At 74.0% G+C, this 14553-nt stretch carries 17 protein-coding genes; 14 read left to right on the plus strand and 3 right to left on the minus strand.

Annotated features, from left to right (window positions below):
• Nucleotides 1–6 precede the first annotated feature (6 nt).
• From ABD086_RS01305 to ABD086_RS01340, 8 genes are all read left to right on the plus strand, one after another.
• Complete coding sequence (locus tag ABD086_RS01305; RefSeq protein WP_343904920.1) at nt 7–171, plus strand: hypothetical protein; 165 nt, start codon at nt 7–9, stop codon at nt 169–171.
• The gene (locus ABD086_RS01310; RefSeq protein ID WP_343904922.1) at nt 168–371 is read left to right on the plus strand and encodes a YgaP family membrane protein; all 204 of its coding nucleotides are present in this window, start codon (nt 168–170) and stop codon (nt 369–371) included. Before ABD086_RS01305 ends, ABD086_RS01310 begins: the two co-directional genes overlap by 4 nt.
• A 214-nt stretch (nt 372–585) precedes the next feature.
• A complete protein-coding gene (locus ABD086_RS01315; RefSeq protein ID WP_343905310.1) occupies nt 586–2115 on the plus strand; it encodes a carboxyl transferase domain-containing protein in 1530 nt (509 codons plus the stop codon).
• Between the two features lie 127 nt (nt 2116–2242).
• Nucleotides 2243–3964, plus strand: a complete 1722-nt coding sequence (locus ABD086_RS01320) for an acetyl/propionyl/methylcrotonyl-CoA carboxylase subunit alpha (protein ID WP_343904924.1) — start codon at nt 2243–2245, stop codon at nt 3962–3964.
• Complete coding sequence (locus tag ABD086_RS01325; protein WP_343904926.1) at nt 3957–4892, plus strand: hydroxymethylglutaryl-CoA lyase; 936 nt, start codon at nt 3957–3959, stop codon at nt 4890–4892. Before ABD086_RS01320 ends, ABD086_RS01325 begins: the two co-directional genes overlap by 8 nt.
• Nucleotides 4889–5983: a hypothetical protein gene (locus ABD086_RS01330; protein ID WP_343904928.1), complete on the plus strand. Its 1095-nt coding sequence runs from the start codon at nt 4889–4891 to the stop codon at nt 5981–5983. The genes ABD086_RS01325 and ABD086_RS01330 overlap by 4 nt, the downstream gene beginning before the upstream one ends.
• Nucleotides 5983–7071, plus strand: coding sequence for a hypothetical protein (locus ABD086_RS01335; RefSeq protein WP_343904930.1), 1089 nt, complete (start codon nt 5983–5985; stop codon nt 7069–7071). Before ABD086_RS01330 ends, ABD086_RS01335 begins: the two co-directional genes overlap by 1 nt.
• Nucleotides 7068–8282: a hypothetical protein gene (locus tag ABD086_RS01340; RefSeq protein WP_343904932.1), complete on the plus strand. Its 1215-nt coding sequence runs from the start codon at nt 7068–7070 to the stop codon at nt 8280–8282. Before ABD086_RS01335 ends, ABD086_RS01340 begins: the two co-directional genes overlap by 4 nt.
• Here the strand turns inward: ABD086_RS01340 and ABD086_RS01345 are convergent.
• Entirely contained in the window at nt 8243–8866 is a 624-nt protein-coding gene (locus ABD086_RS01345) for an EcsC family protein (protein ID WP_343904934.1), read from the minus strand. The two genes, ABD086_RS01340 and ABD086_RS01345, sit on opposite strands and share 40 nt — an antisense overlap.
• 31 nt (nt 8867–8897) lie before the next feature.
• Between ABD086_RS01345 and aat the strand changes: the two genes are divergently transcribed.
• The 3 genes from aat to ABD086_RS01360 all read left to right on the plus strand — a co-directional run bounded on the left by aat (nt 8898) and on the right by ABD086_RS01360 (nt 10696).
• The gene (gene aat, locus ABD086_RS01350; RefSeq protein WP_343904936.1) at nt 8898–9605 is read left to right on the plus strand and encodes a leucyl/phenylalanyl-tRNA--protein transferase; all 708 of its coding nucleotides are present in this window, start codon (nt 8898–8900) and stop codon (nt 9603–9605) included.
• Nucleotides 9602–10039, plus strand: coding sequence for a hypothetical protein (locus ABD086_RS01355; RefSeq protein ID WP_343904938.1), 438 nt, complete (start codon nt 9602–9604; stop codon nt 10037–10039). Before aat ends, ABD086_RS01355 begins: the two co-directional genes overlap by 4 nt.
• Nucleotides 10040–10150: 111 nt before the next feature.
• The gene (locus ABD086_RS01360) at nt 10151–10696 is read left to right on the plus strand and encodes a hypothetical protein (protein ID WP_343904940.1); all 546 of its coding nucleotides are present in this window, start codon (nt 10151–10153) and stop codon (nt 10694–10696) included.
• Nucleotides 10697–10699: 3 nt separating this feature from the next.
• Here the strand turns inward: ABD086_RS01360 and ABD086_RS01365 are convergent, their stop codons facing one another.
• A complete protein-coding gene (locus tag ABD086_RS01365) occupies nt 10700–11029 on the minus strand; it encodes a rhodanese-like domain-containing protein (protein ID WP_343904942.1) in 330 nt (109 codons plus the stop codon).
• A complete protein-coding gene (locus ABD086_RS01370) occupies nt 11026–11892 on the minus strand; it encodes an Fpg/Nei family DNA glycosylase (protein ID WP_343904944.1) in 867 nt (288 codons plus the stop codon). Before ABD086_RS01370 ends, ABD086_RS01365 begins: the two co-directional genes overlap by 4 nt.
• Nucleotides 11893–12108: 216 nt before the next feature.
• On the opposite strand from ABD086_RS01370, the gene ABD086_RS01375 reads away from it, so the two are divergent.
• The 3 genes from ABD086_RS01375 to ABD086_RS01385 all read left to right on the plus strand — a co-directional run bounded on the left by ABD086_RS01375 (nt 12109) and on the right by ABD086_RS01385 (nt 14543).
• Complete coding sequence (locus ABD086_RS01375) at nt 12109–12363, plus strand: hypothetical protein (protein WP_343904946.1); 255 nt, start codon at nt 12109–12111, stop codon at nt 12361–12363.
• Nucleotides 12364–12498: 135 nt separating this feature from the next.
• A complete protein-coding gene (locus tag ABD086_RS01380) occupies nt 12499–13701 on the plus strand; it encodes an ATP-binding protein (protein WP_343904948.1) in 1203 nt (400 codons plus the stop codon).
• 50 nt (nt 13702–13751) lie between these two features.
• On the plus strand, nt 13752–14543 hold the full coding sequence (locus ABD086_RS01385; protein WP_343904950.1) for a glycerophosphodiester phosphodiesterase: 792 nt from the start codon (nt 13752–13754) through the stop codon (nt 14541–14543).
• Nucleotides 14544–14553: the final 10 nt, after the last annotated feature.

Consider the following 14553-nt stretch of genomic DNA (forward strand, 5'->3'; position numbering starts at 1 on the left):
ACCCCCATGTGTCGACCCGTCACCTGCCGCCGCTGCGGCAAGGCCTCCTGGGCCGGCTGCGGCCTGCACGTCAACCAGGTCCTGGCCGGCGTCCCGAAGGCCGAGCGCTGCGCCGGCCACGAGGGCGAGCCGGCCACCGGGCTCCTGTCCCGCCTGCTGGGGCGGTCGTGAACCTCGACCGCGCGGTGCTCGCGCTGGCCGGCACGATCGTGCTGGCCGGCGTGCTGCTCAGCGCGCTCGTCTCGCCGTGGTGGCTGCTGCTCGCCGCCTTCGCCGGCCTGAACCTGCTGCAGTCGTCGGTCACCGGCTTCTGTCCCGCTGCAGTGATCTTCCGCCGGCTGGGGCTGCGGGAGGGCTGCGCGTTCCGCTGAGGCTGGGTCGGCGGTTTCCCCGGTCGACCGGGGAAACTGTCACTTGTCGGCCGAAGTTTCGGCCGACAACGTCAGGGATTCCCCGACAAGTCCCGGCAGTGACGGCAACGGTGCGCCGGCCTGCGCAGAACAGCAGGTTTCCCCGGTCGACCGGGGATTCATGCAGCCGCTGGACCCTTAGGTTAACGATCGCTAACCTAGGTCCGTGAGCCACATGACGGAGCTGGTGGACGAGCTGCGGGAGCGGCTGGCGGTCGCCCGGCGCGGCGGCAGCGAGGCCGCCCGGCAGAAGCACACCGACCGCGGCAAGCTGCTGGTGCGCGACCGGGTGGACCGGCTGCTCGACCCGGGCAGCCCGTTCCTGGAGCTGAGCCCGCTGGCGGCGTACGACATGTACGGCGGCCCCGACGATCCCAACAGCGTGCCCAGCGCCGGCGTCGTCACCGGCATCGGCCGGGTCAGCGGGCGCGAGGTCGTAGTGGTCGCCAACGACGCGACGGTCAAGGGCGGCACCTACTACCCGATGACGGTCAAGAAGCACCTGCGCGCGCAGACCGTCGCGGCCGACAACCACCTGCCGTGCGTGTACCTCGTCGACTCCGGCGGCGCGTTCCTCCCGATGCAGGACGAGGTGTTCCCCGACCGCGAACACTTCGGGCGGATCTTCTTCAACCAGGCCAACCTGTCCGCGCGGGGCATCCCGCAGATCGCCAGCGTGATGGGCTCGTGCACCGCCGGCGGCGCCTACGTCCCCGCGATGTCCGACGAGACCGTGATCGTGCGCAACCAGGGCACGATCTTCCTCGGCGGCCCGCCGCTGGTGAAGGCCGCGACCGGCGAGGTCGTCACCGCCGAGGAGCTCGGCGGCGGCGACGTGCACGCCCGCACCTCCGGGGTCGTCGACCACCTCGCCGAGGACGACGCGCACGCGCTCGCGATCGTCCGCAGCATCGTCGGCACCCTCGAGCGGCGCGGCCCCGGCGCGCCGTACCGGCTGGCGCCGGTCGAGGAGCCGCACGAGGACCCCAGCACCCTGTACGACGTGGTGCCCGCCGACACCCGCACGCCGTACGACGTCCGCGACGTGATCCGCCGGATCGTCGACGGCAGCCGCTTCCACGAGTTCAAGAAGCTGTACGGCGAGACGCTGGTGACCGGCTTCGCGCACGTCTGGGGCCACGCGGTCGGCATCGTCGCCAACAACGGCATCCTGTTCAGCGAGTCCGCGCTCAAGGGCGCGCACTTCATCGAGCTGTGCAACCAGCGCGGCATCCCGCTGGTGTTCCTGCAGAACATCAGCGGCTTCATGGTCGGCAGGGAGTACGAGAACGGCGGCATCGCCAAGGACGGCGCCAAGCTGGTCACCGCCGTCGCCTGCTCGGTCGTCCCGAAGTTCACCGTGGTCATCGGCGGCTCCTTCGGTGCCGGCAACTACGGCATGTGTGGCCGCGCCTACGACCCGCGCTTCCTCTGGATGTGGCCCAACGCCCGGATCTCGGTGATGGGTGGCGAGCAGGCCGCGTCGGTCCTCGCCACCGTCGCCGGCAAGCCCGACGACGAGGAGTTCAAGGCCCCGATCCGGGAGCAGTACGAGACCCAGGGCTCGCCGTACTACTCCACCGCGCGGCTCTGGGACGACGGGATCATCGACCCCGCCGACACCCGGCGCGTCCTCGGCATGGGCCTCGCGGCCGCCGCCAACGCGCCGGTGCCGGAGCCCCGCTACGGAATCTTCAGGATGTGAGGCGCGCAGTGACGCGCGAGGAACGAGGGCGACGCGTGGGCGCGACCAGGTTGAGCAAGCCCTGCGACCGAGGGACGAGGTCGAAACGGGCGCGTCGAAACCCAGTGAGTGGATCAAGGAGCTCGTGATGTTCGAGTCCGTCTTCGTCGCCAACCGCGGCGAGATCGCCGCGCGCGTCGCCCGCACCTGCCACCGGCTCGGGATCCGCGCCGTCCTCAGCGCCGGCGACTACCTCGACCCGGAGGCCCAGGTCGCCCAGGCGCTGGCCGCCGGGGCCCGGGCCGTGCACCCGGGCTACGGCTTCCTGTCCGAGAACCCCGGCTTCGCCCGCGCGGTCGCCGACGCCGGGCTGGCCTGGATCGGGCCGCCCCCCGAGGCGATGGAGGCGATGGCCCGCAAGGACCACGCCCGCGAGATCGCGGTCGCCGCCGGCGTGCCCGTCGTCCCGCGCGGCGAGGAGGCGGGGTTCCCGGTCCTGGTGAAGGCCGCGGCCGGCGGTGGCGGCAAGGGCATGCGCATCGTCCGCGAGGAGTCGGACCTCGAGGAGGCCAAGGCCGCGGCCGCCCGCGAGGCGCGCAGCGCGTTCGGCGACGACACCCTCCTCATCGAGAAGTACGTCGAGCGCGGCCGCCACATCGAGGTCCAGGTCATGGCCGACGCGCACGGTCACGTGCTGCACCTCTGGGAGCGCGACTGCTCCACCCAGCGCCGGCACCAGAAGGTGCTGGAGGAGGCGCCCGCGCCGACGATCAGCCCGGAGGTCCGCGAGCTCGTGACCACCAGCGCCGTCGCGCTCGCCGAGCAGGTCGGCTACCGCAACGCGGGCACCGTCGAGTTCCTGCTCGACGACGCCACCGGCGAGGCGTACTTCCTGGAGATGAACACCCGCCTGCAGGTCGAGCACCCGGTCACCGAGCTGATCACCGGTCTGGATCTGGTCGAGCTGCAGCTCCTGGTCGCGGCCGGCGAGCCGCTGCCGCTGGCCCAGGACGACGTCTCCGTCACGGGCCACGCCATCGAGGCCCGGGTGTACGCCGAGGACTCGTTCGGCGGCTTCCTGCCCCAGGCCGGCCGGGCGACGCGCGTCCACTGGCCGTCGGCCGCCCGGGTCGACCACGCGCTGGAGAGCGGCCAGGTCGTGAGCACGTCGTACGACCCGATGCTCGGCAAGGTGATCACCCACGGCGCCACCCGCGAGGAGGCGCGCGCCGCGTTGGTCGACGCCCTCGACGACACCGCGATCCTCGGCCTCACCACCAACACCGGCTTCCTGCGGGCCCTGGTCGCCAGCGACGAGTTCCGCGACGCGGCCATCGACACCGCCTGGCTCGATCGCCACGAGGTCCCCCGCCCCGACCCGGCGCCCGCGCGGCTGGCCGCCGCCTGGGAGGTCTTCCTCGCCCGCCGCGAGGACGACGGCCCCTTCCACTCCGACGGGTTCCGCCTGGCCGCCGACCCGGCCCCGGTCGTGATCGAGCTGGACGAGCCGGTCACGCTCACCGGGCCGCCTCCGCACGACCGGCCGGTCGCGGACGTCGGCACCGACCACGTCGAGCTGGTGCTGGAAGGCCAGCGGTTCGTGTTCCGCCGTCCCGACGTCTTCGGCGACCACGCGGTCGACCTCGGCGACGGCGCGGTCACCGCGCCGATGCCCGGCACCGTGCTCGACGTCCGGGTCGCGGACGGCGAGCGGGTCGAGGCCGGCCAGGTGCTGGTCGTGCTCGAGGCGATGAAGATGGAGCTGTCGTTGAAGGCGCCGTTCGACGGCACCGTCGCCGGCCTGAGCACCGCCGCGGGCGCCCAGGTCGCGCTCGGCCACACGCTGCTGGAGGTGGAGCCCCATGAGTGACCTGCCGACCGTGGTCCGCCAGGACGGGCTGCCGGAGCGCGTCACGATCTACGAGGTCGGCCCGCGCGACGGGCTGCAGAACGAGAAGGCGCTGGTGCCGACCGGCGTGAAGTCGGAGTTCGTGCAGCGCCTGCTCGCCGCGGGCCTGCCGGTCGTCGAGGCGACCAGCTTCGTGCACCCGAAGTGGGTCCCTCAGCTCGCCGACGCCGCCGAGCTGATGGAGCTGCTGGGGGAGGCCGGACGCGACTGCCCGGTGCTCGTGCCCAACGAGCGCGGCCTGGACCGGGCGCTCGAGCTCGGCTGCCGGCACATCGCGATCTTCGGCTCCGCCACCGAGACGTTCGCGCAGAAGAACCTCAACCGCAGCCTGGACGAGCAGTTCGCGATGTTCGAGCCGACCGTGCGCCGGGCCCGCGACGCCGGGCTCGACGTCCGCGCCTACGTCTCGATGTGCTTCGGCGACCCGTGGGAGGGCGGCGTACCCGTCGACCAGGTCGTGAGCGTCGGCAAGCGGCTCTTCGACCTCGGCGCCAGCCAGCTCAGCCTCGGCGACACCATCGGCGTCGGTACGGCGGGCCACGTGACCGCCCTCGTCGACGCGTTCGCTGCCGCGGGGATGGGCACCGACCAGCTCGCGATGCACTTCCACGACACCTACGGGCAGGCCCTCGCGAACACCCTCGCCGCGCTGCGCGCCGGCATCACGACGTTCGACGCCAGCGCCGGCGGCCTGGGCGGCTGCCCGTACGCGAAGAGCGCCACCGGCAACCTGGCGACCGAGGACCTGGTCTGGCTGCTCACCGGCCTCGGCATCGAGCACGGCGTGGACCTCGGCCAGGTCGTCGCGACCAGCGCGTGGATGGCCGGGCACCTCGGCCGCCCCAGCCCGTCGGCCGTGGTGAGGGCGCTGGCAGAATCCACCGCATGAGCCGGAGGGTCTATCTGCACATCGGTGCGCCGAAGACCGGCACGACGTACCTCCAGGACAGGCTCTCGGTGAACGCCAGGTCGCTCGCGGCCCACGACGTGCACTTCCCGACCACCTCGCCGCTGGTCAGCCCCGGCCTCGCGCACTTCCGCGGCGCGCTCGACCTGCTCGGCCAGGACTGGGGCGGCGCCCCCGGCCACGCCGACGGCAGCTGGGAGGCGCTGGTCCGCCGCGTCCGCCGGCGCTCCGGCACCGTCGTGATCAGCCACGAGATCCTCGCGCCCGCGACGCCCGCCCACGTCGCGCGCGCGATGCGCGACCTGGCCGGCAGCGAGATCCACGTCGTCTACACCGCGCGCGACCTCGGCCGGCAGATCCCCGCCGCCTGGCAGGAGAGCGTCAAGCAGGGCCGGCGCTGGAGCTACCGCCGGTTCCTGGACCGGTTCGAGAAGGGCCGCACCTGGTTCTACCGGGCCTTCGACGTGCCGCGCGTGCTCGGCACCTGGGGCGCCGGCCTGCCGCCGGACCACGTGCACGTCGTGACCGTCCCCCCGTCCGGCGCCGACCAGACCGGCGACGCCCTGTGGGAGCGGATGTGCGGGGTACTCGGCATCGACCCGGCCTGGGCGCCGCTGGACAGCGACCGCTCCAACCGGTCGCTCGGCATCGCCGAGACCCAGGTGATCCGCCAGCTCAACCGCCGGATGGACCGGCAGGCCCGCCGCGAGTCGTCGTACGACGAGCTGATCCGCGACATGCTCGCCCAGGGCGAGCTGGTCAAGCGGAAGTCCGCCGCGGTGACCCTGCCGCCCGAGCGGTACCCCTGGGCGCAGGAGCAGACCGAGCGCTGGATCGAGTGGATCGAGGGCAGCGGGGTCGACGTCGTCGGCGACATCGAGGAGCTCCGCCCCGTGGCGCCCGCCCCCGGCGAGCGCTGGCGCGACCCCGACCGGGTCCGCGCGAAGCGCCAGCTCGGCACGGCGCTCGACGCCCTCGCCGCGATGACCCGGGAGGCCGCGCGCCGGCCCGACCCCGAGCGGGACCTCACCCAGCGGGTCCGGGCCGGCGTCCAGCGGCTGAGGGACAGGTAGTGGAGGACACTCCGGGCGTCCGCCGCGCCTGGGGCTGGGTCGCGCACCTGCGCTCGGGCGGCACGACAGCCTGGCGCGACTGGACCGGGGAGGGCGAGCCCCGCGGCCGGGTCCTCCCCGGCGCCCAGCAGCTCGAGCTGCTCCGCCGGCTCAACGCGGCCGGCCACCCGGGTGACGACCTGGCCACCAGCGTGCTCGAGGCGAGCGCTCCGGGCCGGGGCCGGCCGGACCTCGAGCTCGAGGGCGCCGTGGACCGGCTGGAGTTCGGGCCACCTCCCGTGGACCCCTCCGAACTGCCCGACGACGAGCTGCTCCGGGTGGCCGCGAACGTGCTCGCCGAGGACGTCGTCGCGGCCGGGCTGCCCGAGGCCCGGCACCACCGGCGGCCGCGGCTCTGGCGGACGAGGTACCGCCTGGTCGGCGACCCGGCGCTCGCCGACCCGATGCGCGCGGCGCTGGTCGCGCAGGGCCGCCCGCCGGGCGGGCGGGGCTCGACCGTCCTCGTGCTCGGCACCGACGTCGGCACGATGCTCGCGGACGCGTGGACCGTGCGCAGCCTGGCCGAGGGCGCGCCCGCCTGGCGCGACTGGCTGGCCGCCTGCACCCGCGGCCGAGCGCTCCCGCGGCGCGTCGACCTGCTCCGCACCGCCCGGGCCTGGACCGACCGGGTCGGTCCGGAGCGCGTGCACGTCGTGCTCGACCCGGCTGCGGTCCCGCGCCTGGTCGGGGTACGCCGGCCGCTGCCCGGCCCGCACCCGCTCTCGGCGGACGCCACCGAGCTGGCCCGCCGGGTCGGCCAGGTCCTGGGCCTGCTGGCCGTGCCGGGCCGCAAGCGCGCGCTGGTGCACCAGACCCTGCTGCCGCGCCTGGTCGCGGAGGAGGGCCCGCCGCTCGTCGTCCCGCCCGAGCACGCCGACTGGCTGCACGCCCGCGCCGTGCGGGTCCGCGACGGGCTGCTCCGCGCTGGCTACCCTGTGCACGGAGACCCGGACCGGCTGCTGCCGGTCGCACGGGCCGGTGTCCCGGAGCCGTCGGACGCCGGAGTCCTGGCGCTGGCGATGCGCCTGCTGCTCGAGGGGAGATCGTGAGCAAGAAGGTCCTGCTGCACGTCGGCACCCCGAAGACCGGCACGTCGTACCTCCAGGACGTGCTGTTCCGGAACCGGCGCACGCTCGCGAGCCACGACATCCTCTACCCGGCCGACCGCTTCGACGCGCACTTCCTCGCCGCCCTCGACCTGATGCGGCTGCCGTGGGGCGGCCTCGAGACCGAGGCCGTGGGCGCCTGGGACCGGCTGGCCGAGAAGGTCCGCCACCACCACGGGACCGCGATCATCAGCCACGAGATCCTCGCGACCGCCTCGCGGGCGCAGGCGGGGCGCGCGCTGGAGTCGCTCGGCCACGGCGCCGGCACCGAGGTGCACCTCGTGCTCTCGGTGCGCGACCTGGTCCGCCAGATCCCCGCGGAGTGGCAGGAGAACGTCAAGCACCGCGCGTCGCTGACCTACGGCGCGTTCCTCGACCAGATCCAGGACCCGAAGCGGGAGAGCCGGATCGCCACCTGGTTCTGGGGCGTGCAGGAGCTGCCGGACATCCTCAACCGCTGGGGCCACGACCTGCCGCCCGAGCGGATCCACCTGGTCACGGTCCCGCCGGCGGGCGGCTCGAGCCGGCTGCTGTGGAAGCGGTTCAGCCTCGCGCTGGGCCTCGAGGGCATCGACCTCGACCTCGAGGCCGAGCGGTCCAACCCCTCCCTGGGCGCGCCGGAGACCGCGCTGGTGCGGCGGATCAACCGGGCCGCGAACCGCGAGCTCGCGCCCGCCGACTACCGGCCGCTGGTCCGGGAGCTGCTCGCCCACCAGACCCTCTCCCGGCGGACCCGCTCCCCGCGGCTCGCGCTGCCGCCGGACGCCCATCCGTGGGTCGCGGAGACCACCCGGTCGTGGGTCGCGGAGATCGAGCGGCGCGGGTACGACGTGATCGGCGACCTGCACGACCTCGAGGGCGCGCCGCCGGTGGCGCGGTACGCCGACCCGGACCATCCGGCGGAGAAGCAGGTGTCCGCGGCCGCGGTCGACGCGATCAGGGCGCTGCTGCTGGAGGGCGCGCGGCTGCGGCGCAGCGAGGAGAGCCTGCGCCGCGAGCTCGAGGAGGCCCAGCGGGCGCTGGAGCGGTCCTACCTGCGGCCGACGTACCGGTGGCGGGAGAAGGTGGTCCGCCGGCTGCAGACCGGGCCGACCGGGCGCGGCCTGCTCCGGGTCTACCGGCGGTTGCGCGGCCGCAGCTCGCGCGCGGCGTAGGTCCCGACCCGCCAGGTCGCCCAGCCGTCCACGCCCATCCCGAAGGCGCCGCCGACCACCGGCGTACGCCGGGCGATGCTGATCGCCAGCCGCTTGCCGCCGACCCGCTGGACCAGGTCCGCGGCGACCTCGGTGGCCAGCAGCCGGTCGAGGTCGGGGTCGTGGACGGGCGCGGTCGCGATCGCCATCGGCGGGCCGGGGAGCGCGCGCTCCTCGATCTTCCGGTCCACCGCCTCGCGGCCGAGCATGCAGGTGAGAACCGCGTTGCGGACCCGCGGGTCGTCGAGGTCGTAGCCGCGCAGGTGCGCGATGCCGGCGACCATGCGCGCCTGCACCAGCGCCAGGCCGGCGAGGTTGGCCGGGATCGTCACGGCGGCCGTGAGGACGCCACCGAGCCCGGTGAGCAGGCCCTGCGCGCCGGCGTACCGCACGTGGGTCTCGACGACCTCGTGGACCGACCCGAGCTTCTCCGCGGTCTCGGCCGCGGGCTTGAGCGGCCCGGCGCCGGCGATCGCGCGGTGCAGCGCCTCGCCCACGAACGAGTGGGTGAGGCCGGGTGCGTAGCGCACCACCTGCTGGCTCATGCGTCGATCGTACGGCGCTACGGTCGGGACCATGCCGGTCGAACCGCCCCCGTCGCGCTGGGCGTTCGGCGACCCGTCGGCGTACGACGAGCTCGACGACCTGGTCGCGATCGGCGCGGACCTGGAGCCCGGCACGCTGCTGGAGGCCTACCGGCGCGGGCTGTTCCCGATGCCGTCCGGCGCGCGCGGCGACCCGATGTACTGGTTCTGCCCCGTGCAGCGGGGCGTGCTCCCGCTGCACGGCCTGCGGGTCTCACGGTCGCTGCGGCGCTCGATGCGCGACTTCGAGATCCGCGTCGACACGGCGTTCGCGGAGGTCGTCGCCCGCTGCGCGGACCCGGCCCGGCCGTCGGGCTGGATCGACCGCGAGGTCGCGGCGGCGTACCAGCGGCTGCACGAGCTGGGCTGGGCGCACTCGGTCGAGGCGTGGCGGGACGGGCGCCTGGCCGGCGGGCTGTACGGCGTCGCGATCGGCGGCCTGTTCGCGGGGGAGTCGATGTTCCACGCCGAGCGGGACGCGTCGAAGGCCGCGCTGGTCGCGCTGGTCGAGCGGCTGTCGGACGAGCACGCCCTGGACCGCCTCCTCGACGTGCAGTGGGTGACCCCGCACCTCGCCTCCCTCGGCGCGATCGAGGTGCCGCGTGCGGCGTACCTGCGCCGGCTCCCGGCCGCGCTCGCCGCGCCCGCACCCGACCTGGTTCGCGTCGACCGGCCCGGACAGGGCAGGGTGGCCCCATGAGGACTGCACTCACGCTCGCCGGCTTCGTACTCGTCCTGGGCGGCCTCGCCGGCTGCGGCGGTGGCGACAGCGACGGCGGCGACGGCGCCGACAGCGGCGGCCTGCCCACCAGCGCGTCGAAGGAGGAGTTCTGCGGGAACTTCAAGAGCCTCGCCGAGGACCTCGGCAAGCTCGACCCGAACGCTGACCCGTCGACGGCCGTGCAGGCGCTGCACGACGCCGCCGACCACATGCGGGCGACCGGCACGCCCGCGGACATCCCGGACGACGCCCGGCACGGGCTCGAGGTCACCCTCGACGCCATCGCCGGCCTGCCGGACGACGCGACGGCCGAGGACATCGGCAAGCTGGAGGAGTCCCTCAGCGAGCAGGAGCAGAAGGACGCCAGCGCGTTCGACAGCTACCTGTCCGACGAGTGCCCCGAGCTCGGCTGACGGCTGCGGCCCGAGGGCCGGTGGCCCGGGGGTCCCGGGCCCGATGACCCTGGACTCCCGGCCCGCAGGGGTGGAGGGTGAGGCCACGGACTGCGGACGGGAGACGGACCCATGAGGACAGCACGGAACATCCGCCGGGCGGCCGCCGCGGCCAGCCTCGCCCTGGTCGCCTCGCTGACGGCGTGCGGCGGGGGCAGCGGCGGCGGGTCGGGGAGCTCGGCGCCGGACGACGCCTCGCTGGACGACTTCTGCACGGCCTTCAACGGGCTGTTCGACACGGTGATGTCGGCGGCCACGACCGGCGGCGACTCCTCGGGGATGATCGCCGCGCTGAAGACGTGGGCCGCGGACATGGAGGACGTCGGCACGCCCGCGGACATGCCGGACGACGCCCGCCACGGGTTCGAGCTGTTCGTCGACCAGGCGAAGAAGCTGGACGAGAACGCCACCCTCCAGGACCTGGAGCACCTCGGCGAGGACCTCAGCTCCGACGACCAGGCCGACGGCGAGGCGTTCAGCGAGTGGACGACCAAGAACTGCCCGCTCGACCTGCCCAGCGGCCTGCCCAGCATCAACCCGTCGGACCTGCCGAGCATGGACCCGTCGGACCTGGAGTCGATGATGTCCGAGCTCAGCGAGCTGACCCAGAGTCCGTAGGAGTCAGACCACCTGAGGCGGCTGGCCGGTCTCGCTGACCATCGGGCGACCCGCGGCCGCCCACTCGAGCATCCCGCCGTCGAGGTTGACGACCTCGTGGCCCTGCTGCTGCAGCCACATCACCGCCTGGGCGGACCGGCCGCCGACCCGGCACACGACGAGCACCTGGGCGTCGGGGATCTCGGCGTGCCGCACCGGGACGGTCGCCATCGGCATGTGGATCGCGCCCTCGATGTGGCCGTGCTGCCACTCCACGGGCTCGCGCACGTCGAGGACGACGAGGCCCTCGGGGATCGGGTCGGGAACGCCGTCGATCGTCACGGTGGGGATCATTTGAGGAGCCTGCTCATCCGTCGGTCGGCCAGTGGCTTGCCGCCGGTCTGGCAGGTGGGGCAGTACTGGAGGCTGGAGTCGGCGAACGACACCTCGCGCACGGTGTCGCCGCACACCGGGCAGGGCTGGCCGGTGCGGCCGTGCACGGCGAGGTGGGACTTCTTCTCGCCCTTGAGCTCGCTGGCCGCCAGCCCCCGCGACCGGTCGACCGCGGCGCCGAGCGTGCTGCGCAGCGCGTCGTACAGGACCTGGACCTCGTCGTCGGTGAGGTGGCCCGCGGGCTTGAACGGCGACATCCGCGCGGCATGCAGGATCTCGTCGGAGTAGGCGTTGCCGATGCCGGCGATCGTGCCCTGGTGGCGGAGCACGCCCTTGAGCTGCTTGCCGCCCTCCCGCTGGAGGATCTCGCGGAAGCGGTCGACGGTGAAGTCGTCGGTGAGCGGGTCCGGCCCGAGGCTGGCGATGCCGGGCACGTCGTCCGGGTCGCGGACGACGTACGCCGCCAGGCTCTTGCGGGTGCCCGCCTCGGTGACGTCGAGGCCGGCTCCGTCGTCGAGGACGACGCGCAGCGCCAGCGTCGACTTGGGGCTGGGCTTCGGCGGGATCGTGGGCACCTCGTCGCGCCAGCGCACCCAGCCCGCGCGGGCCAGGTGCAGCACCAGGTGGACGCCGGACGCCTCGATGTCGAGGAACTTGCCGTGCCGGCTCACGTCGTCGACGAGCGTGCCCTCCATCGCCGACAGCGGCGGGTCGAAGGTCTTCAGCGCGCTGAACTGCGCCACGTGGATCTTCGCGATGGCGTGCCCGTCCAGCCGGCCCCGCAGGTCGAGGGCCAGCGCTTCCACCTCGGGCAGCTCGGGCACGCAGCGAGTCTAGGAGCCCGCTGCACAATCCGCGCGGCTGCGCGACGACCGGTGGAGCGTTGGCTGCGTTCCCCTCGGTCGACGTGGCTCGCCATGCCTTCCCTCGGCGGCCTTGCCACCGCACGCACCGGACGCCGCTCGCGTTCGCCCGTCTTGTTCAGCGGGCTCCTCGGCAGAACCGGTGACATGCTCCGCCGATCGGCGCATCATGAGGGGGTGCCCGCCGTCCGCCCGTTCCCGCAGCAGGGGTCGATCTTCCTCGACGCCCGCGGCGACGACCGCGCGCTCCGGGTGTCCTGGCACGAGGAGTCCGGCCTGGTGGTGCTGTCGCTGTGGCGCGACAACGTCTGCGCCGGCTCGTTCCGGCTGTCCATCGACGAGGTCCCCGCGCTGATCGAGCTGCTGCGCGCCGGCCTGGTCCGCTCCTACGAGTCCGCCCGCGACCGGCTGAGCAGCGCCGAGACCGCCTGACCCTGCGCTTGTAACGCGGGGTTGGAGCGACTAGGAACCCGCTGCAGCGGGTTCATAGCAGTGCCGACACCGCGTTACATGCGCCGTCGGCGCGTTGTCTACGGATTCCGCTAGACGCGCGGATACCGTCCTGATGTGGACCCGATCCGGAACCCGTACGCCCCCGGGGCCGGTCAGCGGCCGCCCGAGCTGGCCGGCCGCGACCGCGAGCTCGAGCAGTTCGAGGTGACGCTGGAGCGGGTCGCGAACGGGCGGCCCGAGCGCAGCATGGTGCTCAGCGGGCTGCGCGGCGTGGGCAAGACCGTGCTCCTCAACGCGCTGCGCGGGCAGGCGGTGCGCCGGGCGTGGGGGACCGGCAAGATCGAGGCCCGGCCCGACCAGAGCATTCGGATCCCGATCGCGCAGGCGGTGCACGCCGCGGTCCGGGAGGTCGCGCACCGGCACCGCGACCCCGACCGCGTCGACGCCGTCGCCGGCGTGCTGAAGAGCTTCGCCTTGAAGACCGCGTTCGAGGACCGCCGCGCTGCATCCAGGGGAGGCACGAGGTGGACGCCGCCGGTCGACGTACCGGCCAGCCGGGGCCGGGCCGACTCCGGCGACCTCGAGCTCGACCTGGTCGAGCTGTTCACCGACGTCGCGGCCCTCGCCCAGGACCTCGGCGTCGGCGTCGGGCTGTTCGTCGACGAGATGCAGGACATCCCGCTGCCCGAGCTCGCCGCGCTCTGCGGCGCCTGCCACGAGATCAGCCAGCAGGGCGCGCCGCTGATCGTCGTCGGGGCGGGCCTCCCGCACCTCCCGGTCGCGCTGGCCGCGTCCAAGTCGTACGCCGAGCGGCTGTTCCGCTACGTCAGCGTGGACCGGCTGCCGCGCGAGATGGCCGACCGCGCCTGGCGCCGCCCGGCGGCCGAGGAGGGCGTGGCGTTCGAGCCGGCCGCGCTGGACGAGCTCTACCGGCTCACCGACGGCTACCCGTACTTCGTGCAGGCCTACGGCAAGGTCACCTGGGACGTGGCGCTGGAGTCGCTGATCACCGTCGCCGACGTCCGGATGGCCGCGCCCGAGGCCGAGGCCGAGCTCGCGGTGGGCTTCTTCGGCGCCCGCTTCGACCGCGCGACGCCGGCCGAGCGCGACTACATGTCCGCGATGGCGGACCTGGGCGCCGAGCACGGCGACGCCGCAGTGGCGACCGCCGACGTCGCCCGGCACCTGTCCCGCAAGCCGCAGTCGCTCTCGCCGGCCCGCGACGGGCTGATCAAGAAGGGGCTCGTGTACTCGGCGGAGCGGGGGAGCGTCGCGTTCACCGTCCCGCACTTCGGGAAGTTCCTCCGCGCCCGCTGACCGCGGGCCTGACATCATCGGACCGTGCACCTCGTCGAGCTGCCTGCCCGGTGAACCGGCCGCAAGTCGTCGCCCACCGAGGCGCGAGCCACGACAACCCCGAGCACACGCTCGGTGCCTACGTCGCCGCGCTCGACGACGGCGCCGACGGGCTGGAGTGCGACGTCCGGCTCACCGCCGACGGGCACCTGGTCTGCGTGCACGACCGCGACCTCCGGCGGACCGCCGCCACCAAGGGGATCGTCTCCACGATGGACCTCGCCGAGCTCGACCAGCTCGACTTCGCGTCCTGGAAGAACCCCTGGCGCGACCTCGACGACGAGGCCCCCGACCGCGACGACCGGCTGCACCGCGTGCTGACCCTGCGCACCCTGCTCGAGATGGTCGCCGACTACGACCGCCGGGTCGAGGTCGCGATCGAGACCAAGCACCCCACCCGGTACGGCGGCCTCGTCGAGCGCCGCCTGGTCGAGCTGCTGCACCACTTCGGCTGGGACCGCCCCGGGTCGCCGGCCCGGGTGATGAGCTTCAGCTGGAAGGCGCTGCAGCGGGTCGAGAAGCGCGCGCCCGGCGTACCGCTGGTCCAGCTGGTGGAGCATGCGCACCTGTGGCCGATGCTCAGCCGGGTGATCGGCCCGGACTGGCTGGTCGGCCCCGGGATCGACGAGCTCACCGAGCACAAGAAGCTCGGCCCGCGGATCACCAGTGCGGGCCACGACATGCACGTGTGGACCGTGAACACCCCCACCGAGCTGGACCTGTGCCTGCAGCTCGGGGTCAAGGCGGTGATCACCGACCGGCCGGCGTACCTGCTGGAGCTGCTCGACGACCGCGGGCTATAGCCTCGCGGCC

The organism is Nocardioides aquiterrae, from assembly GCF_039526625.1.
GTDB classification, from domain to species: domain Bacteria; phylum Actinomycetota; class Actinomycetes; order Propionibacteriales; family Nocardioidaceae; genus Nocardioides; species Nocardioides aquiterrae.

Bases quoted from the DNA above. Each gene is read 5' to 3' on its own strand.
- ABD086_RS01305 (WP_343904920.1), top strand. From the start codon at position 7: ATGTGTCGACCCGTCACCTGCCGCCGCTGCGGCAAGGCCTCCTGGGCC.
- ABD086_RS01315 (WP_343905310.1), top strand. From the start codon at position 586: ATGACGGAGCTGGTGGACGAGCTGCGGGAGCGGCTGGCGGTCGCCCGG.
- ABD086_RS01320 (WP_343904924.1), top strand. From the start codon at position 2,243: ATGTTCGAGTCCGTCTTCGTCGCCAACCGCGGCGAGATCGCCGCGCGC.
- ABD086_RS01325 (WP_343904926.1), top strand. From the start codon at position 3,957: ATGAGTGACCTGCCGACCGTGGTCCGCCAGGACGGGCTGCCGGAGCGC.
- ABD086_RS01330 (WP_343904928.1), top strand. From the start codon at position 4,889: ATGAGCCGGAGGGTCTATCTGCACATCGGTGCGCCGAAGACCGGCACG.
- ABD086_RS01345 (WP_343904934.1), bottom strand. From the start codon at position 8,866: ATGAGCCAGCAGGTGGTGCGCTACGCACCCGGCCTCACCCACTCGTTC.
- aat (WP_343904936.1), top strand. From the start codon at position 8,898: ATGCCGGTCGAACCGCCCCCGTCGCGCTGGGCGTTCGGCGACCCGTCG.
- ABD086_RS01355 (WP_343904938.1), top strand. From the start codon at position 9,602: ATGAGGACTGCACTCACGCTCGCCGGCTTCGTACTCGTCCTGGGCGGC.
- ABD086_RS01360 (WP_343904940.1), top strand. From the start codon at position 10,151: ATGAGGACAGCACGGAACATCCGCCGGGCGGCCGCCGCGGCCAGCCTC.
- ABD086_RS01365 (WP_343904942.1), bottom strand. From the start codon at position 11,029: ATGATCCCCACCGTGACGATCGACGGCGTTCCCGACCCGATCCCCGAG.